This is a genomic window from Pseudomonas sp. 51_B, assembly GCF_017491595.1.
Classification (GTDB): Bacteria; Pseudomonadota; Gammaproteobacteria; order Pseudomonadales; family Pseudomonadaceae; genus Aquipseudomonas; species Aquipseudomonas promysalinigenes.
This window is the reverse complement of record NZ_JAFGYW010000024.1, coordinates 1-25,613: the sequence shown is the minus strand read 5'-3', so window position 1 is coordinate 25,613 and position 25,613 is coordinate 1. Positions and strand designations below refer to the sequence as shown.

Sequence of the window (25,613 nt, the reverse complement as noted above, 5' to 3'; positions counted from 1 at the left end):
ACAATTTCGATCGCATGCTCTCAAGCGAGGACGTGATGCGTCGACGCGCCAGCTTCCTGCAGCGCATCCACATCGACGGCCCCTTGCTCATCATCCTGCTGACCCTCGCGGCCGGCAGCCTGTTCGTGCTCTATTCAGCCAGTGGCAAGAACTGGGACCTGCTGCTCAAGCAGGCGACTTCGTTCGGCATCGGGCTGGTTTCGATGTTCGTCATCGCCCAGTTGGAACCGCGCTTCATGGCGCGCTGGGTGCCGTTGGCTTACCTGGTGGGGGTGTTCCTGCTGGTGGTGGTGGATGTCATGGGCCACAACGCCATGGGTGCCACGCGCTGGATCAACATCCCCGGGGTGATCCGCTTCCAGCCTTCGGAATTTCTCAAGATCATCATGCCGGCGACCATCGCCTGGTACCTCTCCAAACGTACCTTGCCGCCGCACCTGAAACACGTGGCAATAAGCCTGGTGTTGATCGGAGTGCCATTCATTCTTATCGTCCGCCAACCTGACCTGGGCACGGCGCTGCTGATTCTCGCCTCCGGCGCTTTCGTGCTGTTCATGGGTGGCCTGCGCTGGCGCTGGATTCTCAGCGTGTTGGCAGCAACGGTGCCTGTAGCGGTGGCGATGTGGTTCTTCGTGATGCACGACTACCAGAAACAGCGCGTTCTGACCTTCCTGGACCCCGAGAGCGACCCCCTGGGTACCGGCTGGAACATCATCCAGTCGAAGGCTGCGATTGGCTCCGGTGGCGTGTTTGGCAAGGGGTGGCTGCTGGGCACCCAGTCACACCTGGACTTTCTTCCCGAAAGCCACACCGACTTCATCATCGCGGTGCTCGGTGAAGAGTTCGGTCTGGTGGGTATCTGTCTGCTGTTGATCGTCTACCTGCTGCTGATCGGCCGTGGGCTGATGATCACTGCCCAGGCGCAAACGCTGTTCGGTAAGTTGCTGGCTGGCAGCTTGACCATGACTTTCTTCGTTTATGTGTTCGTCAATATCGGCATGGTCAGTGGCCTGCTGCCCGTGGTGGGCGTGCCGCTGCCCTTCATTAGCTATGGCGGAACTTCGTTGGTGACGCTGCTGTCAGCGTTTGGCGTTTTGATGTCGATCCACACGCACCGCAAATGGATCGCCCAGGTTTGAAAAAGGTGAAGAATTTGATGCAAACAGTGCGTAACTGGGCTGCCCGTTGTGTGCCGTGGTTCGGTGCGGTGGGCCTGTTCGGCGCTGTACAACTGGCCCATGCCGGCGACTACGACAACTCGCCGCAGGTGGCCGAGTTCGTGGGCCAGATGAGCCGTGACTACGGTTTTGCCCCCGAGCAATTGATGGGCGTGTTCAGGGAAGTGCAGCGCAAGCAGTCGATCCTCGATGCCATCTCCCGCCCTGCCGAGCGGGTCAAGCCGTGGAAGGACTACCGGCCCATGTTCATCACCGACGCCCGCATCGCCCGCGGTGTCGACTTCTGGCGCCAGCATGAGGCAGTTCTTGCCCGCGCCGAGCAGGAATATGGCGTACCTGCGCAATACATCGTCGCCATCATTGGTGTCGAAACCTTCTTCGGCCGCAACACCGGCAACTTCCGCGTGATCGATGCCCTGTCGACCCTGGGCTTCGACTACCCGCCCCGTGCCGAATTCTTCCGCAAGGAACTGCGCGAGTACCTGCTATTGGCTCGCGACGAGCAACTCGACCCGCTGACGCTCAAAGGTTCCTACGCCGGCGCCATGGGCCTGCCGCAGTTCATGCCCAGCAGCTTTCGCAACTACGCTGTGGACTTCGACGGCGATGGCCACATCAATATCTGGAACAACCCCGACGATGCCATCGGCAGCGTAGCCAACTACTTCAAGCGCCATGGCTGGGTGGCAGGCGAGGGTGTGGTCAGCCGTGCCCAGGTCAGTGGCTCGCAGGCAGACCTTGGCCTGACTACCGGCATCGAACCTGTTAAAACCGTCGGGCAGTTGCAGGCGCTGGGCTGGTCGAGCCATGATGCGTTGCGCGATGATCTGCCGGTAACCGCGTTCCGCCTGGATGGCGAGAACGGCCCTGAATACTGGATGGGCCTGAAAAACTTCTACGCGATCACTCGCTACAACCGCAGCGTGATGTATGCCATGGCGGTGCATCAGCTAGCTCAACAGCTGGTCCAAGTACGGGGCGTCAAGTAATGCGCGCAATCTTCTCAGCCAACACCTTCAAGCTGCTGACCTGCATGGCCGTCGGCATGCTGCTGGTCAGTTGCTCCTCTAGCCGGCCGACTTCCCAGAGCAAGGGCAACGTCGTCCGTGCCCAGCCTGGCCTGGACATCAACCGAGCCCACAAAGACGGTGCACCCTGGTGGGATGTGGATGTCAACAAGATCCCCGATGCCACACCAACCGTTCACACGGGGGCCTACAAGGCCAACCCTTACACGGTACTGGGCAAGACCTATTACCCGATGCAGGACGCGCGCAACTACCGCGCCGAAGGTACAGCTTCCTGGTATGGCACCAAGTTCCACGGCCAGAACACCGCCAACGGCGAACTCTACGACCTGTACGGCATGAGTGCGGCGCACAAGACTCTGCCCTTGCCGGCCTATGTGCGGGTCACCAACCTGGCCAATGGCCGCAGTGTGATCCTGCGGGTCAATGACCGTGGGCCGTTCTACTCGGATCGCATCATCGACCTGTCCTATGCCGCGGCGAAGAAGCTCGGCTATGCCGAGATCGGCACCGCCCATGTGCGAGTCGAGGGTATCGACCCGCAGCAGTGGTGGGCGCAGAAGGGGCAGCAGCCGCCACTGATGCTCAAAGAGCCACAGGTCGCGCAAACCCAGGCCATTGCCGCCAGCACCGGCCGGGTCGAGCAATGGACCCCGCCACCCCAGCAGCACGCGGCGCCAGTAGTCCCTGTGCAGGTGGGCGGTAACAGCATCCCGGCGGGCAGCGGCAACGTCCTTCAGGTAGGGGCCTTCGCCAACCCCGATGCCGCCGAACTGTTGCGCTCCAAGCTGAGCACCATGGTCAGTGCTCCGGTGTTCATCAGCTCTATCGTGCGTAATCAGCAAACCCTGCACCGTGTGCGCCTTGGGCCATTCAGCAGCCCGGGCGAGATCCAACAGGCACAGAACAGCATTCGCATGGCGAACCTTGGCCAGGCCAAGCTGGTCACAGCTGACTGACCGGGCGGGTCGCGCGGCTGCTGGGGTGTAAATCCTAGTGGGCATGTACCCTGCGCGGAAAACAAACGCCAACGTGTAATGCCAGTCAGTTGAGCCGATCGGGGCTGCTTTGCAGCCCTCGGCGGCGCCAACGAATGAGTCTGAAACCTTGACTGGCTGGCATCACACCAAACTGTCGGTTTTGTCATGAATTGCCGGGCCTGGGCATGTACAATGTCGGCTTTTGCCCGCAGCGGCATAAAGCCGCACTTTGTGGGCCGGCCCGATGGCCATCAAAACTAGACTGACTGGCGCTGGGCACACGATGTGGCCCAGGGAACATCAGACCATTAGCGATTTACGAGAGACGGATGAACATCACCAACCTTGCCAAACGACTTTGCCTGCCCGTACTGCTGATGCTCACGCCTGCTGCCTTCGCAGCAGAGCAGATGATGCCTGCCCCACCGCAGTTGGCTGCCAAGTCCTACGTACTCATGGACGCGTCCAGCGGCAACGTGCTGGTCGAGAACAACGGTGACGAGCGCCTGCCACCGGCCAGCCTGACCAAACTGATGACCGCCTACATCGCCACCGTCGATATCCGTCGTGGCCAGATCGGCGAAAACGACCCGGTCACCGTCAGCGAGAACGCCTGGCGCACTGGTGGTTCGCGTATGTTCATCAAGGTCGGCAGCCAGGTCACCGTCAGCGACCTGCTGCACGGCATCATCATCCAGTCCGGCAACGATGCCTCGGTCGCTTTGTCCGAGCACATCGCTGGCAGCGAAGACGCTTTCGCCGACATGATGAACAAGACCGCTGCCGAACTGGGCATGTCCAACAGCCACTTCATGAACCCCACCGGCCTGCCGAACCCGGAGCACTACTCCTCGGCGCACGACATGGCCGTGTTGGCCCGCGCGATCATCAACATCGACCCGGCTCACTACGCGATCTACTCGCAGAAAGAGTTCTTCTGGAACAACATCAAGCAGCCTAATCGCAACCTGCTGCTGTGGCGTGACAAGACCGTCGATGGTCTGAAAACCGGCCACACCGAAGAAGCCGGCTACTGCATGGTGGCATCGGCCGTGCGTGACGGTCAGCGTCTGATCGCCGTGGTGTTCGGCACCAACAGCGAACAAGCCCGCGCCGCCGAAACCCAGAAGCTGCTGACTTACGGCTTCCGCTTCTTCGAAACCCAGACCTTCTACCAGAAGGGCACCGAGCTGACCAAAGCACCGGTGTGGAAGGGCGCCACCAGCGAAGTCAAAGCCGGCCTGGCCGAAGACCTGACCATGACCATGCCTAAAGGGCAGCTCAAGCGCCTGCAGGCTTCGATGACCATGAACCCGCAGCTCACCGCACCGATCGCCAAAGGTGACGTGATCGGTAAAGTGGAAGTCAAACTGGACGAGAACGTGGTTCACAGCGCCGACCTGATCGCCCTCGATGGCGTCGAGGAAGGTGGTTTCTTCCGCCGTATGTGGGATAGCATCCGTCTATTCTTCTACGGGTTGTTCAACTGATACGTGACCTGCAAGCCCCCGCGCATCTGCGGGGGCGTTGTTGTTGCCACGGCTTACGAGGCCGTTTCCGCCATGAGCGAACCTGACGTCAAGTCGCACAAAATCGAATTCCCCTGCGCCGATTACCCGATCAAGGTCATCGGCGACACCGTTGTCGGCTTCCGGGACACGGTGATCGAGATCCTGAGCAAGCATGCTAAGGTCGACCTTTCCACTTTGGCCGAACGCCAGAGCAAAGAAGGCAAGTACACCACCGTGCAGCTGCACATCGTCGCTGAAAGCGAAAACCAGCTGCATGACATCAACAGTGCCTTGCGTGCCACCGGCATCGTGAAAATGGTGCTCTGATGCCGCTTTGCCTCGGGGTGCGCGAGCTTGGCCTGCAACCGTATGAACCGGTACTGGAGGCTATGCGCCGCTTCACCGAGCAGCGCGGCCCGCACAGCCAGGACGAAATCTGGCTGGTCGAGCATCCCGCAGTCTTCACCCAGGGGCAGGCCGGCAAGGCCGAGCACCTGCTGGTGCCGGGCGATATTCCGGTGGTGCAGACTGACCGCGGCGGCCAGGTGACCTACCATGGCCCCGGGCAGCTCGTGGCTTACCTGCTGCTGGACGTGCGTCGCCTGGGTTTTGGCGTGCGCGACCTGGTCAGCCGTATCGAGCAGACCCTGATCGACCTGCTGGCCAGCTACGGCGTCAGCGCCATGGCCAAGCCCGATGCGCCAGGTGTCTATGTCGACGGAGCGAAAATCGCCTCCCTCGGCCTGCGAATCCGCAATGGCCGTTCCTTTCACGGCCTTGCCCTGAACGTGGACATGGACCTCGCGCCATTCCGCCGAATCAACCCCTGCGGGTATGCGGGGCTGGCAATGACCCAGCTGCGCGACCTGGCAGGCCCGATCGAACTCGACGAGGTCAGGACAAGGCTGCGCGGACAGCTGGTCAAGCACCTCGACTACGCTGAGCAGACGACCCTGACGGGCGGAATCGACTGAATATGACAACTGTGCAAGAAGCCGTGCCTAACCTGACCCCCACCCAGGATGCCACCGCGCGCCCAGCGCCGAAGAAAGTGGAAGCTGGAGTTAAGCTGCGTGGTGCTGAGAAAGTCGCACGCATCCCGGTGAAGATCATTCCCACCGACGAGCTGCCGAAAAAGCCTGACTGGATCCGCGTGCGCATCCCGGTTTCGCCAGAGGTCGACCGTATCAAGCAACTGTTGCGCAAGCACAAGCTGCACAGTGTGTGTGAAGAGGCGTCCTGCCCGAACTTGGGCGAGTGCTTCTCCGGTGGTACTGCGACCTTCATGATCATGGGTGATATCTGCACCCGTCGTTGCCCGTTCTGTGACGTCGGCCACGGCCGGCCGAAGCCGCTGGACCTGGACGAGCCAAAGAACCTGGCCGTAGCCATCGCCGATCTGCGCCTCAAATATGTGGTGATCACTTCGGTTGACCGCGACGACCTGCGTGACGGTGGTGCGCAGCACTTTGCCGACTGCATTCGCGAGATCCGCGCCTTGTCGCCGGGCGTACAGCTGGAAACCCTGGTGCCGGACTACCGTGGCCGCATGGACGTCGCCCTGGAAATCACCGCGCAAACACCGCCAGATGTGTTCAACCACAACCTGGAAACAGTGCCGCGCCTTTACAAAGCTGCACGCCCTGGTTCGGACTACGACTGGTCCTTGGACCTGCTGCAGAAATTCAAGCAGATGGTGCCGCACGTGCCGACCAAATCGGGCCTGATGCTTGGTTTGGGCGAAACCGACGAGGAAGTGATCGAGGTGATGCACCGTATGCGTGAGCATGACATCGACATGCTGACCCTCGGCCAGTACCTGCAGCCTTCGCGCAGCCACTTGCCAGTGCAGCGTTTCGTTCACCCGGACACCTTTGCCTGGTTCGCCGAAGAAGGCTACAAGATGGGCTTCAAGAACGTAGCGTCCGGCCCGTTGGTGCGTTCGTCGTACCATGCCGACCAGCAGGCGCACGAAGCCAAGATCAAGCTCTGATCCGAGCCTGTGCTGAACATGCCGATGTGCGCTGAAAGGCGGCATCGGCATTTTTGTTTTTGCCTAAGGAGCTGCGATGCATCGCGCTGAATCCCCCGAATCTCGTTTGCCCAAAGCGCTGGGTGCCGACGCCTGTTTCGCCATCGTTGCCCCCGCCGGGCCAGCTCGCCTGGATACGCAAAAGGCTACCCAGTGGTTTGCCGAGCGTGGCCTGCGTTGCCGGATCTACCCAGGGGCTATGCAGGCCGCAGGTTATCTGGCAGGTAGCGATGAGCAGCGCCTGGCCGATTTGCATGAGGCTTTTGCCGACCCGGATATCCACGCCATCCTGTGCATGCGTGGCGGGTATGGCAGCATGCGGCTGCTCGACCGGCTGGATTTCCAGCTGATTGGCCGCAACCCTAAACCTCTGGTGGGCTACAGCGACATCACCGCGCTGCACACGGCCATCTATCGGCACACAGGGCTGCTCACCTTCCACGGCGCGATGCTCAATGCCGACCTGTTGGGCGCCAAGCTGCAGCCGACCGAGTCGTCGCTATTGGCGCAATTGGGTGGTTTGCTGGGCAAGGGCGATGCGATCGTTCATCCAGCCGAGATCGCCTTGCATAGCGTGACCCCTGGCGTTGCCAGTGGGCGATTGCTGGGTGGGAATCTGTCGATGCTAGGTGCGACGCTGGGCACAACGGCCGAAATCGAAACCCAAGGCTGCATTTTGTTCATCGAAGATGTCAACGAGCCGCTGTACCGGGTGGACAGGCTGCTCACCCAGCTGCACCTTGCCGGTAAGCTGGCAGGCATCAAGGGCGTGTTGGTGGGGGATTTTGCCGGGATAACCGTTGCCGCGTTGACGCCGTTGCTTGAGCAGACGTTCGGGCCGCTGGGCGTGCCAGTGTTGGCAGGGTGGCGCAGCGGGCACTGCGACCCGAATGTCTGTTTGCCGCTGGGGGCGCAGGTGAGGCTGGACACCCAGCAGCAGAGCTTGGTGCTGGAGCAGGATCTGTTTCAGGCTTGAGAGGGAGGGGCCGCACTGCGGCCCCCGATGCATCAGCGTTGGCGCAAGCTATCGAGCAGTTTATGAGTTGGGTAGCCATCGGCAGGCCACCCCAGTTGCTGCTGGGCATTGCGGATTGCTTTGCGGGTATTGGCTCCGATGATGCCATCCGGATTGCCGGCTTCGTGCCCGCTGGCGTTGAGCAGATTCTGCAACTCCATCCGCTCGCTGCGGCTCAATGGCAGATCTTCCTTCGGCCAGCTCCCGCTGATGAAGCCCCAGCCCGAGAAACGATCCCCCAGCAGGCTGACGGCCAGGGCGTAGGCCGACGAATTGTTGTACTTGAGAATGGCGCGGAAGTTGTCCAGCACCAAAAACGCTGGCCCACGAGCGCCGGCTGGCAGCAGTAAAGCCGCCGACAACTGGTTGCTACCCGCTGGCAGCTGAGTACCGGCCGGCAGCCTGACACCCATCTGCAACCATTCGTATACGGGCTTGCGCAGGGCGCCGTCTGCCTGCCAGAAGTCGAACCCTGCCGGAACCTGCACTTCGAAGCCCCACGGCTGGCCCTGCTTCCAGCCAGAGCTCTGTAGGTAATGCGCCGTCGAGGCCAAGGCGTCTGGTGTGCTGTTCCAGATATCCCGGCGGCCATCGCCGTCGAAATCCACTGCATGGGTGTTATAGGTGGTGGGAATGAACTGGGTCTGGCCCATGGCGCCAGCCCACGAGCCACGCATGGTCTCAGGCTGGATATCGCCGTGTTGGATGATCTGCAGAGCGGCGATCAGTTGATCCTGGGCGAACTGTGGGCGGCGGCCTTCGTAGGCCAGGGTCGCCAGTGAGCGGATCACCGACTTATTGCCCTGGAACTGGCCGAAGTTGCTTTCCATGCCCCATACAGCGACCAGCACCTGGCGATCTACGCCATAACGTTGCTCGATACGGCCCAGCAATTCGGCATTCTGTTCCAGCAGCCTCTTACCGTTGCGCACGCGCAGCGGGGACAGTGCGCCCTCCAGGTATTCCCAGACCGGGCGGGTGAATTCGGGCTGGCTACGGTCGGCCTTGATCACGTCCATATCGGGGGTGATGCCGAGAAATGCTCGGTCGAAGGTGCTAGGCGCGATCCCGGCCTGCAGTGCCTGCTGGCGGAAGTTGGCCTGCCACTGGGCAAAGGTTTGCAGCGGCTGGACTTCGGTGCTGATGTCAGGCGTGGCGCTGGGCAGGGTGACTACCGGCGCTGGCTGAGCGGGGGCCAGCGGCAGGGCGTCTGCGGCGGTGGGTTTCTCCGCGCAGGCGACGAGCAGGATGAAGCTGGAGGCCGCGAGTAACTGGCGGGATTTCCAACGGGGCAGAGGACTCAAGAGCATGCACAGATCCAGAATTGCAGGTCAGGTGCCGACCATATCATGCCTGCGCGCTGGATGCTTTCATGCGGCCAAAAAGTAAGAAGCCTCCCAATCTCTCGATTGGAAGGCTTCGCGGCGGTAGCTGCCTTTGCCCTTGTCCGGTCGCTCCTGGCGGCAGCGAAACAGCGGCTGGGCGATAATCGACTTGGCCTTGTTGGGGCCGTGTTTTTTCGGTTTTTTGCTCATGATCGCGGTCCCGGTTGGTGGCTTTGCGGGGCGAACTTTAGGCCGCAGAGGGGGGCGGGGCCAATTGATTGTGTGTATGAGCTAACCCATCGATGGATGGCACGGGGGCGTCCATATTTGCGCGTGGTCCCGCCCACAACGCAGCCCTGTTATTGCGCAGGGAGTACCAAGCGCTGCCCGGCCATCAATAGCGTCAGGCGTGACAGCGTTGTCCAAGGCGAGCCTTCGGCTTGGCCTTTGATTTGTGCATCGATGTGCTGGGCATCCTGCAGTAATTGCGCCCAGCGCTGCGCCGAGAGCCGCTGCAGGGCCTTGCTGACCAGCGGGCGGCGCTTGTCCCACACAGGCGGGCGCGCCTGGCTGAAGGCTTTGTCCAGTGGCACGCCTTGGCTGAATTGTTGCGCCAGCCCCGCCAGAAGGCGCAGCTCACGGGCCAGTGCCCAGAGAATTACCGGTGGCTCGACACCCTCGCCGCGCAAGCCTTCGAGCATGCGCAGGGCATGAGCGGCTTCGCCATTGAGAATGGCATCAACCAGCCCGAAAACGTCGAAGCGTGCGCTGTCGGCGACCGCAGCCTGCACCGTCTCGACAGTGACTTGGTTGCCGTCTGCCAGCAGTTTGAGCTTTTCGATTTCCTGAGCGGCTGCCAGCAAGTTGCCTTCGACCCGCGCGGCGATAAGGTCGACGGCATCGCGCTGGGCCGACAGCCCGGCCTGCGCCAGGCGTTGGTTGATCCATTGCGGCAACTGCTGGGCATCTACCGGCCAGATCTGGATGAACTGACAGTGGGCACCTTCGATCAGCGCCTTGCCCCACTTGGTCTTTTGCGCACTGCCATCGAGCTTGGGCAGGCTGACCAGCAGCAACGTATCCTCGGCCGGTTTGGCGCAGTACTCGATCAGCGCCGCAGCCCCTTTGTCACCTGGCTTGCCCGAGGGCAGGCGCAGCTCCAGCAGGCGGCGTTGGGCGAACAGCGACAAGCTGGCCCCTGCTTGCAGCAGAGTGCCCCAGTCGAAGTTGGCGTCGGCGCTGAACACCTGGCGCTCGTCAAAACCTTGCGCGCGCGCGGCGCTACGGATGGCGTCGGCAGCCTCCTGGCACAGCAGCGGGTCATCGCCACTGACCACGTAAACCGGTGCCAGGCTACCTTGCAAGTGTTTGCCGAGTTGGGCGGGGGAGAGCTTCATGGGAGCAGGAGGGGCGCCGAAGCGCCCCGCGCGGGCTTATTTGCCCGGGATTTCCATCGGCGACTGCTGCGGCGTTTCCGCCTGCTGCCGGCGTGCTGCTTCGAGCGCCTCGGCCTCAGCCTTGGCACGGGCATCGGCCTTGGCCTGCAGTTCGTCAAGCTGCGAAGGCGTCAGCATCTGCAGACGCGAGACCATCGCTTGCACCAGATTGCGGCGCATTTCTTCGCGTGCACGCTGGGCTTCCTGATCGGAGCCGGTAATGTTGCCACCGTCACGAACATAGGTCTTGCGTACTTCCACCTTGTCGCTCAGCAATTCAAGGTTGTTCAGGCCCTGGATGCTGTAGTTGAGGGTGGTGGTGAGCTCGTACTCGGCCGTGGCGTTGCCGCCGGCGTAGCTTGCCGAGCGCGAGTTTTCCTGTTCGTTGGTCAGTACCAGGCGATAAGGCGCGCCGGTATGCACATTGACGCCGCTGCGCTGGAGTACTTCGCGCAGTTGCACCAGCGTCGGGCCGTAGGCGTTCCGTGCGCTCACGTCCATTTCCTTGACACTCAGCTCGTTGGTGCCAGTGCCGCGCAGCTGGAAACCGCAGGCGCTGAGCAGTACGGCCAGGCCCATTACCAGCAGATTGCGTTTGATCATGTTGTTGCTCCCTTGTGGGCCGATACCGCTCACCCGCACGTGGTACGGGTGAGCGTTGCCATCAGTTGGCTACGATGTTGACCAGTTTGCCCGGTACCACGATGACCTTGCGGATGGTCAGGCCATCGATGAAGCGCAGGACATTTTCATTGCTGCGGGCAGCGGCTTCGACTTCTTCGCGGCTTGCCGCAGCAGGCATCTCTACCTGGCCACGCAGCTTGCCGTTGACCTGCACCACCAGGGTGATGCTGTCCTGAACCAGGGCGCTTTCGTCCACCGCAGGCCAGTTGGCGTCGATCACAGCCTGATCGTGGCCCAGTTGCTTCCACAGCTCATGGGAGATGTGCGGGGTGATCGGTGCCAGCAGCAGGGTCACCGCTTCCAGGCCTTCTTGCAGCAAGGCGCGGTCTTGTTCGGTGGCCTGCGGAGCCTTTTCCAGCACGTTCATCACGGTCATCACCTGGGCGATGGCGGTGTTGAACTTGTGGAACTGACCCACGTCGGTGCTGGCCTGCTTGATCGCCGCGTGGATGGCGCGGCGGATGACCTTCTGCGCATCGTCCAGGGCAGCGACATCCAGCTTGCCCGGCAGGCCTTGGGCCACGTGTGCCTGGGCCAGGCGCCATACGCGGCGCAGGAAGCGGCTTGCGCCTTCAACGCCGGAGTCGGACCACTCCAAGCTTGCGTCAGGCGGCGAGGCGAACATCATGAACAGGCGGCAGGTGTCGGCGCCGTACTGGTCGATCATCGACTGGGGGTCGACGCCGTTGTTCTTGGACTTGGACATCTTCTCGGTGCCACCGATTTCCACCGGCAGGCCGTCGGTCTTCAGGCGTGCGCCGATGATCTTGGCTTTGGCATCACGCTCGATCTCGACGTCAGCCGGGTTGAACCAGTCCTTGCCGCCGTTGGCAGCCACACGGTAGTAGGTCTCGGCCACTACCATGCCTTGGGTCAGGAGGTTCTTGAACGGCTCGTTGGAAGTGACCAGGCCCTCGTCGCGCATCAGCTTGTGGAAGAACCGCGCGTACAGCAGGTGCAGGATCGCATGCTCGATACCACCGATGTACTGATCGACCGGCAACCAGTGGTTGGCCGCTTTCGGGTCGACCATGCCACCTTCGTAGTTAGGCGACGCGTAGCGGGCGAAGTACCAGGACGATTCCACGAAGGTGTCCATGGTGTCGGTTTCGCGTTTGGCCGCAGCGCCGCATTTCGGGCAGGTGCACTCGTAGAATTCGGGCATGCGCGCCAGTGGCGAACCAGCGCCGTCCGGCACCACGTTTTCTGGCAGGGTGACCGGCAGTTGCTCTTGCGGCACTGGCACATCACCGCACGACGGGCAGTGGATGATCGGAATCGGGCAGCCCCAGTAACGCTGGCGGCTGATGCCCCAGTCACGCAGGCGGAACTGGGTGCGCGACTTGCCCAGGTCCTTGCGGATGAGCGCGGCTTCGATGGCGTCGAAGGCGCCGGCGAAGTCCAGGCCGTCGAATTCGGCGGAGTTGATCAGTTGGCCATGCTCGCCATAGGCGGCCTGCCACTCCTGGCCCACTTCATCGCCCGCACTGGTGCGCACTACGGCCTTGACCGGCAGGTCGTACTTGCGAGCGAACTCGAAGTCGCGCTCATCGTGGGCCGGCACAGCCATCACCGCGCCGTCGCCGTAGTGCATCAGCACATAGTTGGCGACCCACACCGGCAGCTTCTGGCCAGTGAGTGGATGCTGGACGAACAGGGAAGTGGGCATGCCCTTCTTCTCCTGGGTGGCCATGTCGGCCTCGGCCACGCTGCCGCTCTTGCATTCGTCGATGAATGCCTGCAGCGCCGGGTTGCCCTGGGCGGCCTGAGTGGCCAGTGGGTGCTCGGCAGCCACGGCGACGTAGGTTGCACCCATCAGGGTGTCAGGCCGGGTGGTGAACACCTTCAGGGTGCCTTCGTGGCCAATGCTGGCCTGGTCGTACGGGAACTGCACTTCCATCCCGCGCGACTTGCCGATCCAGTTGCGCTGCATGGTCTTGACCTGCTCAGGCCAGCCCGGCAGTTCGTCGAGGCTTTCCAGCAGCTCGTCGGCGTAGTCGGTGATGCGGAAATAATACATCGGGATTTCGCGCTTTTCGATCAGCGCGCCCGAGCGCCAGCCGCGGCCATCGATGACCTGCTCGTTGGCCAGGACGGTCTGGTCGGCCGGGTCCCAGTTCACGGTCCCGTTCTTGCGATAGATGATGCCTTTTTCGAACAGGCGGGTGAACAGCCACTGCTCCCAGCGGTAGTAGTCCGGCTTGCAGGTGGTGACTTCACGCGCCCAATCGATGGCCAGGCCCAGGCTCTTGAGCTGGGTCTTCATGTACTCGATGTTTTCGTACGTCCACTTGGCCGGGGCGACATTGTTCTTCATTGCCGCGTTTTCTGCCGGCATGCCAAAAGCGTCCCAGCCCATCGGTTGCAGGACGTTCTTGCCCAGCATGCGCTGGTAGCGGGCAATCACGTCACCGATGGTGTAGTTGCGCACGTGGCCCATGTGTAGCTTGCCGCTCGGGTACGGGAACATCGACAGGCAGTAGTAGGTGTCCTTGCCAGGCTGTTCGGTAACAGCGAACGATTGTTGCTCGTCCCAGAAGTTCTGGGCGGCGGCTTCGATATCACGGGGCGTGTATTGTTCGTGCATGGCTACTTTTTGCTGAGAGGGAAGAGACCTTGTTCCAGGCAGCGGAACCTCGCTGCGTCCGGCACTCCGGTGTCGTATTAGAGTGAACGCCGTAGCATACAGCAGCGCCGCGCATCGTGGGAAACCTTGATTGCGAATGCCCGCTGGTCGCGGCATCCAGCTGCTTTTCGCAGCAACGCTAAGCTCAGGTGTGGGGGGAGATGTTATTTATCTTCAATGAGGTGAACGGATGGGAGAGACGCAGCTACCCGCAGTCAAACCGGAGCTTTACGAACGCCTGATCGACCGCCTTGGCCTGGCATTGGAAACCGCCAGAACATCGGTGCGATTGCGCGACGAGATGCCAGCCGAGCTGGAGTTGCGTGGCCTGAGCCATGCAGAGTTCGAAGTGATCAAGGCCTACCTGGAACGCCTCCCGGAACGCCGCAATGCCTGCGCCGGTACATTCCCGCAAGCGGAACCGACAACGGCAAAGATTATCTGGCTCAAGGACAAGAGACGCCCGCCTAGAGCGGCAGACACCAGGACGCTGCTCAATCGCTAGTGGTTCTGGCGCCAGGCGCAGACATGGCGCGGCGCGTTTACAACACACTTCTCGAATCGGCGCCGGTTCAGGCTTGTTGACCGGCGCCGTTCCTTTATAGGCTGCACGCCTTCCACGGAGGTGTGTCGATGCCAATTCGGTTTTTCATCAAGCAATGGCTTATGCCGCCTGGCGTGCTGTTCGTACTGCTGCTCGCTGCCTGGTGGTTGCGCAGGCGACGGCCTCGTCTGGCGGCACTGTGCTTTGCCGCAGGCTTGGGCGGGCTCTGGCTGATGAGTTTGCCGCTGGTGGTGCAGCAGGCTGCCCGCCTGTTGGAAACCGAACCGCCGTTAGCTACCGCAGATTGGGCCGGGCTGGCGAGCAAGGCTGACGCCATCGTGGTGCTCGGTGCTGGGCGCGAACGTGGCGACCCTGCCTGGGGTGGGGGTGACCAGCCCACTGCCACGGCGTTCGAACGCATACGTTTTGCGGCGCAACTGGCAAAGGCATCGGGCTTACCGGTGTTGACCAGCGGCGGCCTGCACTACGGCACGCCGCCCAGTGAAGCGCGGCTGATGGCTGATCGGCTGCGTGAGGATTTCGCGGTGCCGGTGAAGTGGCAGGAGCAGGCCAGCCGTACCACGTGGGAGAATGCCCAGTTCAGCGCAAAGCTGTTGCAACCGCTCGGCATCCGCCGGGTGGTGGTGGTGACCCAGGCCTGGCACATGCAGCGCTCGCGCTGGTGCTTCGAGCGTGCCGGCTTCGAGGTGGTCCCGGCGCCGGTCGGGTTCCTGGGGCGCGATCATGCCCGGCCGTTTGCCGGGTTGCTGCCAGAAAGCCGGGCCATGTGGCAGAGCGGGCAGTTGCTCAACGAAGCGGCAGGGTTGGTGGGGTATCGGTTGTTCTATTGAAACCTGCGCGGCCTTTTCGCGGGTAAACCCGCTGTGGACCGCGCACCCTTCGGTATGAACTCTCACCCGCAGGAGCGGCTTTGGCCGCGAAGATTCCGGCGCGGGCCATTCAGACGGTCTTGGCGATACGGCCTGCCAGCAGCGCCCAGCCCAGCAACAGTACGCACAAGATCGCCAGCGGCCAGGAGCGCCATTGCAGGTAGGGCGTCAGTTGCTGCATCGGCACCACGTCTCCATACAATACCGCCCGCTGGAACTGCGGCACTTGCGCGGTGATCTTGCCAAACGGGTCGATCAGCGCGGTTACGCCGTTGTTGGTGGCTCGGATCATCCAACGGCCAGCCTCCAGTGCGCGCATCTGTGCCATCTGCAAGTGTTGCAGCGGGCCGATCGAAGTGCCGAACCAGGTATCGTTGCTGATGGTCAGCAGCAGATCGCTGCGCGCCGCCAGGCCCGCTGCGAATTCTGGGTAGACCACTTCGTAGCAGATGAATGGTGCAACCTGGTAACCCTTGGCTTGCAGCAAGGGCTGGTCTTCAGGGCCACGGGCAAAGTCGGACATCGGCAGGTTGAAGAACTCGATCGCCCCGCGCAGCATGTCCTGCAGCGGTACATACTCGCCGAAAGGCACCAGCTTTTGCTTGAGGTAGGTGCCGTCGCCTTCGCCGGTCACCGTTACGCCGTTGTAGAAGCGGCGCTGGCGATGCACGATCTCACGTACGGGCACGCCGGTGATCAGCGCCGAATGCCGGTCGGCGGCAAAACGCCCCATCACGTCGATATAGCCCTGGGCCTGGTCCTTGAGTACCGGCACGGCGGTTTCCGGCCACACCAGCAGGTCGACCGGCTTTGACCTGAAGCTCATGTCGCGGTACAGCGCCAGTTGCGCATCGATGTGGGCTGGGTCCCATTTCAGATCCTGCTCGACATTGCCCTGCAGGGCCGCGACCTTCAAGGGGTCGCCCGCAGGCGTGGTCCAGGCGTGGCCCTTAAGGGCCATGCCGATCACCCAAGGCGCTAACAGCAGCACCACACCCACAGCCAGGAACGACGGGCGTTGGCGCAGACGGTGCAGGTTGCACAGCAGCGCAGCGGTCAATGCCAAGGTGAAGGACACCAGCCACACCCCGCCCAACGGTGCCAGGCCGGCAAGGGGGCCATCGAGCTGGCTGTAGCCGGCGTAGAGCCAGGGGAAACCGGTGAGGAACCAGCCCCGGAACGCCTCCTGCAACAGCCACAGCGCGGCAAAGCACAAGGCATCTGCCAGCGGCGCCTCGTTGCGCCGCAACCAGCGCGCCCATAACCAAGTGGGCAAGGCGAAGAACCAGGCGAGGGCGGCGAAGAATGCCAACAGCAGTGCGATCGCCAACAAAGGCGAAGCGCCGCCGTAGGTGTTCATGCTGACATAGATCCACCAGGTGCCGGCACCATACAGGCCGAAACCGAACCACCACCCGCGCCACATGGCCTGGCGTGGGTTGAGTTCTCGTAGGCCCAGGTACAGCAGGGCAATGGACAACAAAGCCACCGGCCAGATATCGAACGGTGCCAGGGCCAGGAGCGTCGATGCGCCGGCCGCCAAGGCCAGCAGGTTACCGGGCCAGCCGGGGCGGGTGATCCAACGCATGTGAGTCCTTAACGGGTGATCGGGGTCAGTCGCAGCAAGTGTATCCGCCGGCTGTCGGCGTTGAGAATACGGAACTTGTAGGCGCCAATCTCGGTGGTTTCATTACGCTTGGGCAGGTGGCCGAAGGCGCTCATCACCAAGCCGCCAACGGTGTCGAACTCGTCATCGGAGAACCCGCTGTCGAAGAACTCATTGAAGTTGTCGATCGGGGTCAACGCCTTGACCAGGAAGTCGCCACTTGGCAGCGGCTTGATGTAGCTGTCTTCTTCGACGTCATGCTCGTCTTCGATATCGCCGACGATCTGCTCCAGCACGTCCTCGATGGTCACCAGCCCGGCCACGCCGCCGTATTCGTCGATGACGATGGCCATGTGGTTGTGGTTGGCGCGAAATTCGCGCAGCAGCACGTTCAGGCGTTTGGACTCCGGCACGAAGGTGGCCGGGCGCAGCAAGTCCTTGATGTTGAAGCTGTCGCCGTTCTCCTTGAGGATCAGCGGCAGCAGGTCCTTGGCCAGCAGGATCCCGAGCACATCGTCATGGCTTTCGCCGATCACCGGGTAGCGCGAGTGGGCGGCGTCGATGACCGCCGGCAGGAATTCGCGCGGCGATTGGGTCGCCTTGATGCTGATCATTTGCGAACGCGGAACCATGATGTCGCGAACCTGCAGGTCTGCAACCTGGATGGCACCCTCGACGATGGTCAGCGCTTCGCTGTCGAGCAGCTTGTTCTGATGGGCTTCGCGCAGCAGCTCAAGGAGCTCCTGGCGGTTTTTCGGCTCATGGGCAAAAGCCTGGGTCAGTTTACCCAGCCAGGACTTTTGCCCGTTGCTCGATCGATCTTCGCTCATGGCGTTTCTCGTGATCCTTGGTGTATCAGTGTGTGAGAGGTTCGTTTTCATCGTCGGCATAGGGGTCGGGGTGACCCAGTTCTGCCAGCAATTCCCGTTCCAGCGCTTCCATTTCCTCGGCCTCATCGTCCTCGATGTGGTCGTAGCCGAGTAGGTGCAGGCAGCCGTGAATTACCAGGTGTGCCCAGTGGGCTTGCAAGGCTTTGCCCTGTTCGGCAGCCTCGCGCTCGACCACTGGCACGCAAATCACCAGATCCCCCAACAGTGGGATATCCAGCAGATCGTCGGGTACGTCCGCCGGGAACGACAGGACGTTGGTCGCGTAATCTTTGTGCCGATAGGTGTGATTTAGTTCGCGGCCTTCGGCTTCGTCGACCAGACGAATGGTCATCTCGGAATCGGCGCTGCGCTGGCGCAAGGCCAGCTCGCACCAGCGGCGGAAAGCAGCGTCATCCGGGGCGGCAGCGTCCGTAGCCCTTTGCAAATCGAGCTCAAGCATCTTTGCCGGGCGCCTCGGGCTTGGCCTGACGGGCATCGAAGCGGTCATAGGCTTCGACGATACGCTGTACCAGTGGGTGACGAACCACATCCTTGGGTTGGAAGTGGGTGAAGCTGATGCCCGGCACGTCCTTGAGCACCTCGATCACATGGGCCAGGCCCGACTTGGTGCCACGCGGCAGGTCGACCTGGGTGATGTCACCGGTGATCACCGCCGTGGAGCCGAAGCCGATGCGGGTGAGGAACATCTTCATCTGCTCGAGGGTGGTGTTCTGGCTCTCGTCAAGGATGATGAAGCTGTTGTTCAGCGTGCGGCCGCGCATGTAGGCCAGCGGGGCGATCTCGATCACCTGGCGCTCGATCAGCTTGGCCACGTGCTCGAAGCCGAGCATCTCGTACAGCGCGTCGTACAGCGGGCGCAGATACGGGTCGATCTTCTGAGCCAGGTCGCCGGGCAGGAAGCCGAGCTTTTCACCCGCTTCAACAGCTGGGCGCACCAGCAGGATGCGGCGCACCTGCTCGCGTTCCAGGGCATCGACGGCGCAGGCCACGGCGAGATACGTCTTGCCGGTACCCGCAGGGCCAATGCCGAAGTTGATGTCGTTGCCCAGGATTTCCTTGACGTAACGCTGCTGGTTGACGCCGCGCGGGCGGATGTTGCCCTTGCGCGTGCGCAACGAAACGCTCACTTCATTCACCGCCGGGTTGTCGATGTTCTCGACCGTCGACTCCTGCAGGTACAGGTGCACGGTTTCCGGCGACAACTCGGTGGCCTTGGCCTCACGGTAGAGACGGCGCAGCAGTTGCTCGGCAGCGGAGGTGGTCTTGGGTTCGCCGATCAGCTCGAATTGGTTGCCGCGGTTGCGGATTTCGATAGCCAGGCGTTGTTCGATCAGGCGCAGGTGCTCGTCGAACTGGCCGCACAAATTGGCGAAACGGTGGGCCTCGAAAGGTTCGAGGATGAAACGATGAGGTTGTATGGGTGCGTTCAAGGTCGTTTTTAGCCGCTCGTCGGCGATGGAATTGAACTCAAGAATAACCCTTGAGCGGCAGTGGCGAAAGCACTGAAACGATCAAGGGTAGGTATGGGCCGCCAGGCTGCGTTTGCCGGAGGCTGCTCTGCTATGATGCGCGCCTTTTCTTACGCATGTGCTATCGCGCCGATCATGAGCAAACGTGAACCTGCCATCTATAAAGTGATCTTCCTCAATCAGGGGCAGGTCTTCGAAATGTATGCCAAACAGATCTATCAGAGCGACCTGTGGGGCTTTCTGGAAATCGAGGAGTTCGTGTTCGGCGAGCGCACCCAAGTGGTGGTCGACCCCAGCGAAGAGAAGCTCAAGAACCAGTTCGAAGGGGTGATTCGCAGCTTCGTACCCATGCACTCGATCGTGCGTATCGACGAAGTGGAGCGGCTTGGCACTGCCAAGATCAGCGAAGCCAAGGCCGGCGGCAACGTCATGCCATTCCCGATGCCCATGCCGGAGCGCTGAGCCTCAGGGAAGTGGCGAGAACGGTGTGCGCCCTTCGGCGTTCTGCAGTTCCAACAGGTATTTGCGGAAGATCTGCCCAAGTACCTGGGTAGCGTGCTCCAGCTCGTCGCGCGGCATCTGCTCGGTCACTTCGTCGGCCATGTCCAGGGCGTCTTCTGCGCCGTTGACCGCAGCCATTTTCAGCAGGATGTAGGCCTGCACGTTGTTGGCCTTGACCCCTTCGCCATGGAAGAACATGGCGCCAAGGCGGTACTGCGCTTGGGCATGGCCTTGCAAAGATGCCTTTTGGTACCAGTCCAGGGCCTTTTTGAGGTTTTGGGGCGTTAGCGTGTAGTAATACTCGCCAAGCTCGAACTGCGCCTGGGCGTCCCCGGTCGCCGCTGCCTGCTCGCAGGTTTTGAGCGCGTTCTGCAGGTCTTCTGGCTGAACATTGAGCGTGCAGCGCCCCGTTGCCGGAATCAGCAACGAGTTACCGCCCTCCGCCAAGGCCAGCAGGGGCTGAAGAAGCAACAGGCAGCCCAGGGTCAGGGCGCGGCCGGTGCGGTTCATGGGGATCGACTTACCTCTGCAAAGCTGCGGCCAATGTCTCTGGTGGCACATTATGGGATAAGCAGCGCCAACCTTACAAAGTTTTACGCGAATTTCTCTATTGATAAAGCTTTGCTGATTCGACAGCGCATTTATTCCGTGCACGGGCCTCTTGCCAGCCAGTCCACTCCCATCAGTAAACGCATCACTGTAGGAGCGGGTACACCGGCGAAGAGGCCCCTGCAGGCCAACCTTTACTTCAGCGCGGCAAAGGCTTTTTCAGCAGCGTCCAGGGTAATTTGCAGCTCTTTTTCCCCATGAACGATCGAGGTGAAGCCTGCTTCGAACGCACTCGGCGCCAGGTAAACGCCGCCGTCGAGCATCAGGTGGAAGAAGCGCTTGAACCGCTCGGCGTCGCTGGCCATCACATCGTCGAAGGTGACGATGTCGTCGGCGCCACTGAAGTACAGGCCGAACATGGCGCCTGCCTGGGTGGTCACGAACGGTACGCCAGCAGCGTCGGCGCGTTGTTGCAGGCCGTCGAGCATGCGGCTGGTGAATGCGCTGAGTTCGTCGTGGAAGCCAGGGCGGCTGATCAGTTTCAAGGTTGTCAGGCCGGCAGCCATGGCCAGGGGGTTACCCGACAGCGTACCGGCTTGGTAGACCGGCCCCAGCGGCGCGATGCAGCCCATGATCTCGCGCTTGCCACCGAAGCAGCCCACCGGCATGCCACCGCCGACGATCTTGCCGAAGGTCGACAGGTCCGGCTTGATCCCGTAGTGACCTTGGGCGCCGCCCAGCGAAACGCGAAAACCGGTCATCACTTCGTCGAAGATCAGCACCACGCCGTGCTTGTCGCACTGCTCGCGCAGCCCTTCGAGGAAGCCAGGTGCTGGTGGTACGCAGTTCATGTTGCCGGCGACCGGTTCAACGATGATGCAGGCGACGGTCTGGCCCACTTCGGCCAGGGTCTTTTCCACGGCTGCAATGTCGTTGAACGGCAGGGTCAGGGTGTGCTTGGCGAAGTCCGCTGGGACGCCTGCCGAGCTTGGCACGCCTTGGGTCAGCAGGCCGGAACCTGCCTTGACCAGCAAGCTGTCGGAGTGGCCGTGGTAGCAGCCTTCGAACTTGATGATGGCGTCACGGCCGGTGTAGCCACGGGCCAGGCGTATGGCGCTCATGGTCGCCTCGGTGCCGGAGCTGACCATGCGCACCATTTCCATCGACGGCACCAGCGAGCAGACCAGGTCGGCCATCTCGGTTTCCATGGCGGTCGGCGCCCCGTAGGACAGGCCGTGTTCGAGCTGGCGGCGCACTGCGTCGAGCACGTCTGGGTGGCCGTGGCCAAGGATCATCGGGCCCCAGGAGCCGACGTAGTCGACATAGCGCTTGTCATCTTCATCGACGACATAAGCGCCCTCAGCGTGCTTGAAGAACAGTGGGGTGCCTCCGACGCTCTTGAAGGCGCGGACTGGCGAGTTTACGCCGCCAGGGATGTGCTTCTGGGCTTGGGCGAACAGGGCTTCGGAACGGGACATAGGGGTCTTCTCTCGAAATCAGGAAGCGAACAGGGCGTTGAAGGCGCGGGCGCGGCGGGTGACTTCCTGCGCGCTGTCGGCGCCGAACAGGCCGTGGATCACCGCCAGTAGATCGGCACCGTGGGCGATCAGCGGGGCGGCATTGTCAAGGGTGACACCACCGATCACGGCGATCGGCAGTTTCACCTGGGCGCGGGCCTGCTCCAGCAGTTCAAGGTTGGCAGCCGGCGCGCCGGGCTTGGTGACGGAATTGAAGAAACGGCCGAAGGCGACATAGCTGGCGCCTTCCTGGGCCGCTTGTGCGGCCAGCTCGAGGCTGGCGTGGCAGGTGGACCCGATGATGGCCTGGCGGCCTAGCAAGGCACGGGCCGGGGTCAGTGGGCCGTCGGTCTGGCCCAGGTGCACACCGACGCCCAGGCGCGCGGCCAGCTCGGCATCGTCGTTGATCACAAGCCCAGTGCCGTAGCGCTCGCACAGCTTCATCAGTGCCTCGGCCTCGCGCAAGCGGCGCGCGGCGTCGTCACTCTTGTCGCGGTACTGCAGCAGGCACACGCCGCCTTCCAGCGCGGCTTCGACATGAGACAGGAAACGGCCGGCGAGCAGCTGGCTGTCGGTGATGGCGTACAGGCCGCGTAGTTTCATTGATAGCCTCTTTTCAGCTGCAGAAATCCAGGGGCAGGCGGCGCGGTACGTACTGGCCCCTGCCCAATTGCTCGGCGTCGCGCAGGGTGCGCCAGGTGTAATCCAGCGAGCTTTTCACTGCGCTTTGCAGGTGCTCGCCAAGGGCCAGGCGACCGGCCAAGGCGCTGGCCAGGGTGCAGCCAGAGCCATGGTAACTGCCAGGCAAGCGTTGGCAGGTCCAGGTGTGGCTTTGGCCGTCGCGGCTGTACAGGCGGTTATGGATTTCGTCTTCGTCGCCGTGGCCGCCGGTGATCAGCAGGTGCTTGCAAAACGGCAACAGCTTTTCGGCGCATTCGTCGGCAGTGCCCTCGGGCAGTTCGGCCAGGATGCGAGCTTCAGGCAGGTTTGGCGTGGCGATGGTCGCAAGCGGCAGCAAACGCTCGCGCAGGGCATAGCCGACTTCGTCCTTACCTAGGCGGCCACCACCACCGGCACGCAGCACCGGGTCACAGACCATCGGCAGGTGCGGGTGAGCACTGAGCAGTTCGGCGACAGTGTCGACCATGCCGATCGAGCCGAGCATGCCCAGCTTGACGGCGGCCACCGTGGAGTCGACCAGCACGGCGTTGGCCTGGGCCAGCACCCATTCACGGTCGAGCACACGGAAGTCGGAAACGTTGACGGTATCCTGCACGGTCAGGGCGGTCACGGTAGGTGCTGCGTGACAGCCTTGAGCGATCAGGGCTTCGATATCTGCCTGCAAGCCGGCGCCGCCACTTGGGTCGTGGCCGGAGAGACAGAGGACAACGGGGCGGGAGCTGTAGGTATTCATGGTCGGCGAGCTTACCACCAAACCCATTTGTGCGAATCGCCCGCCCAGTCAGATTTGCTGACCATGCAGTCAAATTATCTCGTCGAATGCCCCTCAAAGCCTTGATTTAGAGCCTTTTTAGTGAAAATTCGTACGGTCGGTTGCCTGGGTTGAAAGCTATGCTAGAGTGCTCGGATAACTCGATAAACGGGCTCTGCCGGATTTCGTCGTCTCAAAGGGATCGGAGGCCACCGCGACGCGACCGTGCAGGCGAAGCTGGGGCTGTATGCGCTATTTGCTGATTATGCTGCTGGGCTTGTTGCCCGCTCTGGCCGCAGGCGTCGAATTCGACGAAGCGACTCGTTACCTCCCGTTGGGCAAGGTCATGCAGGTCTACGAAGACCCTGATGGCAGCGCCAGCATCGCCCAGGTCAGCGCCCCCCTGTTCGCCAGCCGTTTTCGCACCCACCACCAGGACGTGCTGAACGCCGGCTATTCGACTTCGGTGTTCTGGCTCAAGGTCGACCTGCATTACCGGGCCTCTGCCACTGCCCAGCCGCGGCAATGGCTGCTGGAGCTGGCCTATCCCCCCATGGACCACATCGAGCTGTATCTGCCTGACAGCGATGGTCAGTTCCGCCTGGCCCAGCACACTGGCGATGCCTTGCCCTACGCCAGCCGACAGATACGCCAGAACAACTACCTGTTCGAGCTTCCACTGCAGCCAGGGCAGTCGACCACAGCCTACTTGCGTGTGTATAGCCAGGGCTCGGTACAGGTACCCTTGGCATTATGGTCCGCCGAAGCCTACATGGAAGACCAGCCGACGCGGTTCTATGTGCTTGGCATGATCTACGGCGTGTTGCTGGTGATGGCGGTGTACAACCTGTTCATCTACCTCAGCGTGCGCGACGTCAGTTACCTGTATTACATCCTCTACATTGCCGCGTTCGGCTTGTATCAAGTGTCGGTCAACGGTGCAGGGGTTGCCTATCTGTGGCCAGACAGCCCTTGGTGGGCGAATGCCGCAACACCCATGTTCATTGGTGCTGCAGGGCTGTTCGGTTGCCAGTTTGCGCGTCACTTCCTGCAGCTGGGCAAGGTTAGCCGCAGCCTGGACCGGTGGCTGCAAGTGTTGATGCTCGGTGGGGTGCTGGTGATGGTGCTGTCGGTGAGCATGCCGTACGGCATCGCCCTGCGAATGGCCACGGTGCTGGCGCTGCTGTTCACCGTGAGTATCTTCGCTGCCGGTTTATACGCCTGGCTGCGCGGCATGCGCGTTGCACGCTGGTTCATCATCGCCTGGACGGCGTTTCTGATCGGTGGGCTAGTCAACACCCTCATGGTGCTGGGATATCTGCCAAACCTGTTCATTACCATGTACGCCAGCCAGTTGGGTTCAGCGCTGGAAGTGGCACTGCTGTCGCTGGCCCTGGCCGACCGTATTAACAGCATGCGTGAGCAGCAGGCGCAGAACTTGCGTGACGCCGGCCAGGCCCTGGAGCACTTGAACCAGCAACTGGCCAGAAGCAACCACATCAAGGACGAGTTCCTCGCCACCATCACCCATGAACTGCGCACGCCGATGAATGGGGTAATTGGCTCGCTGGAGCTGATGCAGACATTGCCGATGAGTGCCGAGATGGCTCAGTACCAGCGTACGGCGGTCGGTTCTGCCCAGGACATGATGGACATGGTCGATGACATTCTCACCTTGAGCGAGCTACAGGCTGGCCGCATGCGCCCACAAACCCAGCCGTTCAGCCTGCGGCATACGCTGCATGAGCTGCGCGCTGGCTATGCCGGTACGGCCTTGGGCAAGGGCTTGTATCTGAGCCTGGATATTCCCGCCGATCTGCCGGACGAGCTCCTGGGCGATGCCCAGAAAATAGCCCGCTGCCTGGGTTGTCTGGTGGACAACGGTCTGAAATTCACCCATCAGGGGGGCGTGATGGTGCAGGTCCGCGGCCGTCGCCTTGGCCCGGACAGCCTGGTACTGACCTTTGCGGTCAGCGACAGTGGAATTGGGTTCGACGACCTGGACCAAGCCATTCTCTACCAGCGTTTCTACCAAGTTGATGGCTCCATGACCCGGCGTTACGGCGGCCTGGGGATTGGCTTGTCGATCTGTCGGCAGTTGACCGAGTTGCTGGGCGCCAAGCTGTCCCATGAATCGACGCGGGGCGTGGGCAGCCGCTTCGAGCTAGCCTTGAATGTGGCCATCGCCCAGGTGCAGGTGCCGCCGGGCAGGGCTTTTTCGGGGGCTACGCGGCTGTAGGTGCATGCCTTGAGAAGTTTGGCGCCTGTGAGACCGAGCGCCGCCCGCGCGGCGCATCGCGAGCTTTGCTCGCTCCTACGTTTGTTTCGGGCCAGTAACGCCTGTGACAGGCGCGCGCGACCGCCTGGTTCATACAACGCGATATCGCGCCAGGCCCCAAA

General features: G+C 62.0%; 25 protein-coding genes. 12 read left to right on the top strand and 13 right to left on the bottom strand.

Annotation, left to right across the window (positions count from 1 at the left end):
* Window positions 1-35 precede the first annotated feature (35 nt).
* The 8 genes from rodA (at window position 36) to J5M56_RS20030 (ending at window position 7,705) form a co-directional block, all read left to right on the top strand.
* Window positions 36-1,139, top strand: a complete 1,104-nt coding sequence (gene rodA / locus J5M56_RS20065; RefSeq protein WP_050437190.1) for a rod shape-determining protein RodA — start codon at window positions 36-38, stop codon at window positions 1,137-1,139.
* 17 nt (window positions 1,140-1,156) lie between these two features.
* The gene (gene mltB / locus J5M56_RS20060; protein ID WP_207937609.1) at window positions 1,157-2,167 is read left to right on the top strand and encodes a lytic murein transglycosylase B; all 1,011 of its coding nucleotides are present in this window, start codon (window positions 1,157-1,159) and stop codon (window positions 2,165-2,167) included.
* On the top strand, window positions 2,167-3,165 hold the full coding sequence (locus J5M56_RS20055) for a septal ring lytic transglycosylase RlpA family protein (protein WP_060479213.1): 999 nt from the start codon (window positions 2,167-2,169) through the stop codon (window positions 3,163-3,165). Before mltB ends, J5M56_RS20055 begins: the two co-directional genes overlap by 1 nt.
* A gap of 350 nt (window positions 3,166-3,515) precedes the next feature.
* Window positions 3,516-4,676, top strand: a complete 1,161-nt coding sequence (locus J5M56_RS20050) for a D-alanyl-D-alanine carboxypeptidase family protein (protein WP_060479212.1) — start codon at window positions 3,516-3,518, stop codon at window positions 4,674-4,676.
* Between the two features lie 72 nt (window positions 4,677-4,748).
* Window positions 4,749-5,024 carry a DUF493 domain-containing protein gene (locus J5M56_RS20045; RefSeq protein WP_060479211.1) on the top strand — a complete coding sequence of 92 codons (276 nt, stop codon included), beginning with the start codon at window positions 4,749-4,751 and terminating at the stop codon, window positions 5,022-5,024.
* A complete protein-coding gene (lipB, locus tag J5M56_RS20040; protein ID WP_060479210.1) occupies window positions 5,024-5,671 on the top strand; it encodes a lipoyl(octanoyl) transferase LipB in 648 nt (215 codons plus the stop codon). The genes J5M56_RS20045 and lipB overlap by 1 nt, the downstream gene beginning before the upstream one ends.
* A gap of 2 nt (window positions 5,672-5,673) precedes the next feature.
* Window positions 5,674-6,690, top strand: coding sequence for a lipoyl synthase (gene lipA, locus J5M56_RS20035; RefSeq protein WP_060479209.1), 1,017 nt, complete (start codon window positions 5,674-5,676; stop codon window positions 6,688-6,690).
* 76 nt (window positions 6,691-6,766) lie between these two features.
* Window positions 6,767-7,705, top strand: coding sequence for an LD-carboxypeptidase (locus J5M56_RS20030; RefSeq protein WP_186478765.1), 939 nt, complete (start codon window positions 6,767-6,769; stop codon window positions 7,703-7,705).
* Window positions 7,706-7,737: 32 nt separating this feature from the next.
* On the opposite strand, the gene J5M56_RS20025 is transcribed toward J5M56_RS20030, so the two are convergent.
* The 5 genes from J5M56_RS20025 to leuS form a co-directional block, all read right to left on the bottom strand.
* Entirely contained in the window at window positions 7,738-9,054 is a 1,317-nt protein-coding gene (locus tag J5M56_RS20025) for a lytic murein transglycosylase (protein ID WP_186478766.1), read from the bottom strand.
* A gap of 60 nt (window positions 9,055-9,114) precedes the next feature.
* On the bottom strand, window positions 9,115-9,279 hold the full coding sequence (gene arfA / locus J5M56_RS20020; protein WP_027917766.1) for an alternative ribosome rescue factor ArfA: 165 nt from the start codon (window positions 9,277-9,279) through the stop codon (window positions 9,115-9,117).
* Between the two features lie 149 nt (window positions 9,280-9,428).
* The gene (gene holA / locus J5M56_RS20015; RefSeq protein WP_207937608.1) at window positions 9,429-10,466 is read right to left on the bottom strand and encodes a DNA polymerase III subunit delta; all 1,038 of its coding nucleotides are present in this window, start codon (window positions 10,464-10,466) and stop codon (window positions 9,429-9,431) included.
* Between the two features lie 36 nt (window positions 10,467-10,502).
* Window positions 10,503-11,108: an LPS assembly lipoprotein LptE gene (gene lptE, locus J5M56_RS20010; RefSeq protein ID WP_060479206.1), complete on the bottom strand. Its 606-nt coding sequence runs from the start codon at window positions 11,106-11,108 to the stop codon at window positions 10,503-10,505.
* Between the two features lie 61 nt (window positions 11,109-11,169).
* Window positions 11,170-13,776 carry a leucine--tRNA ligase gene (gene leuS, locus J5M56_RS20005; protein ID WP_060479205.1) on the bottom strand — a complete coding sequence of 869 codons (2,607 nt, stop codon included), beginning with the start codon at window positions 13,774-13,776 and terminating at the stop codon, window positions 11,170-11,172.
* Window positions 13,777-14,005: 229 nt separating this feature from the next.
* On the opposite strand from leuS, the gene J5M56_RS20000 reads away from it, so the two are divergent.
* Window positions 14,006-14,320, top strand: coding sequence for a hypothetical protein (locus J5M56_RS20000; protein ID WP_186478769.1), 315 nt, complete (start codon window positions 14,006-14,008; stop codon window positions 14,318-14,320).
* Window positions 14,321-14,448: 128 nt separating this feature from the next.
* Window positions 14,449-15,210 (top strand): YdcF family protein, encoded by a 762-nt coding sequence (locus tag J5M56_RS19995; RefSeq protein WP_207937607.1) that lies wholly within the window; start codon window positions 14,449-14,451, stop codon window positions 15,208-15,210.
* Window positions 15,211-15,319: 109 nt separating this feature from the next.
* Here the strand turns inward: J5M56_RS19995 and lnt are convergent, their stop codons facing one another.
* From lnt to J5M56_RS19975, 4 genes are read right to left on the bottom strand one after another with little or no spacing between them, the layout of a single operon-like run.
* Window positions 15,320-16,837: an apolipoprotein N-acyltransferase gene (lnt, locus tag J5M56_RS19990; protein WP_186478771.1), complete on the bottom strand. Its 1,518-nt coding sequence runs from the start codon at window positions 16,835-16,837 to the stop codon at window positions 15,320-15,322.
* Window positions 16,838-16,845: 8 nt separating this feature from the next.
* Window positions 16,846-17,685, bottom strand: a complete 840-nt coding sequence (locus tag J5M56_RS19985) for an HlyC/CorC family transporter (protein ID WP_060479201.1) — start codon at window positions 17,683-17,685, stop codon at window positions 16,846-16,848.
* A gap of 25 nt (window positions 17,686-17,710) precedes the next feature.
* The gene (gene ybeY, locus J5M56_RS19980) at window positions 17,711-18,184 is read right to left on the bottom strand and encodes an rRNA maturation RNase YbeY (protein WP_060479200.1); all 474 of its coding nucleotides are present in this window, start codon (window positions 18,182-18,184) and stop codon (window positions 17,711-17,713) included.
* Window positions 18,177-19,175, bottom strand: coding sequence for a PhoH family protein (locus J5M56_RS19975; RefSeq protein ID WP_060479199.1), 999 nt, complete (start codon window positions 19,173-19,175; stop codon window positions 18,177-18,179). Before J5M56_RS19975 ends, ybeY begins: the two co-directional genes overlap by 8 nt.
* A 174-nt stretch (window positions 19,176-19,349) precedes the next feature.
* On the opposite strand from J5M56_RS19975, the gene J5M56_RS19970 reads away from it, so the two are divergent.
* Window positions 19,350-19,676 (top strand): DUF1820 family protein, encoded by a 327-nt coding sequence (locus J5M56_RS19970; protein WP_060479241.1) that lies wholly within the window; start codon window positions 19,350-19,352, stop codon window positions 19,674-19,676.
* 3 nt (window positions 19,677-19,679) lie between these two features.
* On the opposite strand, the gene J5M56_RS19965 is transcribed toward J5M56_RS19970, so the two are convergent.
* From J5M56_RS19965 to J5M56_RS19950, 4 genes are all read right to left on the bottom strand, one after another.
* Window positions 19,680-20,225, bottom strand: coding sequence for a tetratricopeptide repeat protein (locus J5M56_RS19965; protein WP_060479198.1), 546 nt, complete (start codon window positions 20,223-20,225; stop codon window positions 19,680-19,682).
* A gap of 233 nt (window positions 20,226-20,458) precedes the next feature.
* Window positions 20,459-21,742, bottom strand: coding sequence for a glutamate-1-semialdehyde 2,1-aminomutase (hemL, locus tag J5M56_RS19960; RefSeq protein WP_060479197.1), 1,284 nt, complete (start codon window positions 21,740-21,742; stop codon window positions 20,459-20,461).
* Between the two features lie 18 nt (window positions 21,743-21,760).
* A complete protein-coding gene (thiE, locus tag J5M56_RS19955; RefSeq protein ID WP_060479196.1) occupies window positions 21,761-22,384 on the bottom strand; it encodes a thiamine phosphate synthase in 624 nt (207 codons plus the stop codon).
* Window positions 22,385-22,397: 13 nt separating this feature from the next.
* Entirely contained in the window at window positions 22,398-23,195 is a 798-nt protein-coding gene (locus tag J5M56_RS19950) for a hydroxymethylpyrimidine/phosphomethylpyrimidine kinase (RefSeq protein ID WP_186478772.1), read from the bottom strand.
* Between the two features lie 265 nt (window positions 23,196-23,460).
* Here J5M56_RS19950 and J5M56_RS19945 point away from each other — a divergent pair, with 265 nt between their 5' ends.
* The gene (locus J5M56_RS19945; RefSeq protein ID WP_207937606.1) at window positions 23,461-25,452 is read left to right on the top strand and encodes a hybrid sensor histidine kinase/response regulator; all 1,992 of its coding nucleotides are present in this window, start codon (window positions 23,461-23,463) and stop codon (window positions 25,450-25,452) included.
* Window positions 25,453-25,613 lie beyond the last annotated feature (161 nt).